Consider the following 418-nt stretch of genomic DNA (forward strand, 5'->3'; position numbering starts at 1 on the left):
TCGCCATTAGACTAAAGAGTTAGAAAAGTGAACGGATATCCCCGTTTTGCGTGGGTGGATATCCTCCGTTTTCAGCATTTTATAACAAGAGCATTTTTTAAAGGTCAAGGAGTGGCAGTTGGTCGAAATCTTGTAGTTAATCGATACGATGATGATGCTCTTCTTCTAGATAATGAATTTATACCTGTTATTACTGAAAAAGTTAATCAAAACCTTGAAGCTCATGAAACTGGGCACTATGTTCAACAAATGCAACTTGGATTTGCGAATTTTTACGGTAAAATTTTAACAGAATATCTTCGTTATGGTTTTAATGATAGTTATTGTACACCAGGGTCTTTAGAATGGAATGCTGAAGAATACGCAATTCGACAAGTAGGGAGTCTTTATTTACCATAAAATATAATTAAGATGAGAA

General features: G+C 34.4%; 1 protein-coding gene. It reads left to right on the top strand.

Annotated features, from left to right (window positions below; translation table 11 throughout):
- Nucleotides 1-27: 27 nt before the first annotated feature.
- The gene (locus D7D25_RS17760; protein ID WP_122970225.1) at nucleotides 28-399 is read left to right on the top strand and encodes a hypothetical protein; all 372 of its coding nucleotides are present in this window, start codon (nucleotides 28-30) and stop codon (nucleotides 397-399) included.
- Nucleotides 400-418 lie beyond the last annotated feature (19 nt).

This window comes from Proteiniphilum sp. X52, from assembly GCF_003712195.1.
Taxonomy (GTDB): Bacteria; Bacteroidota; Bacteroidia; order Bacteroidales; family Dysgonomonadaceae; genus Proteiniphilum.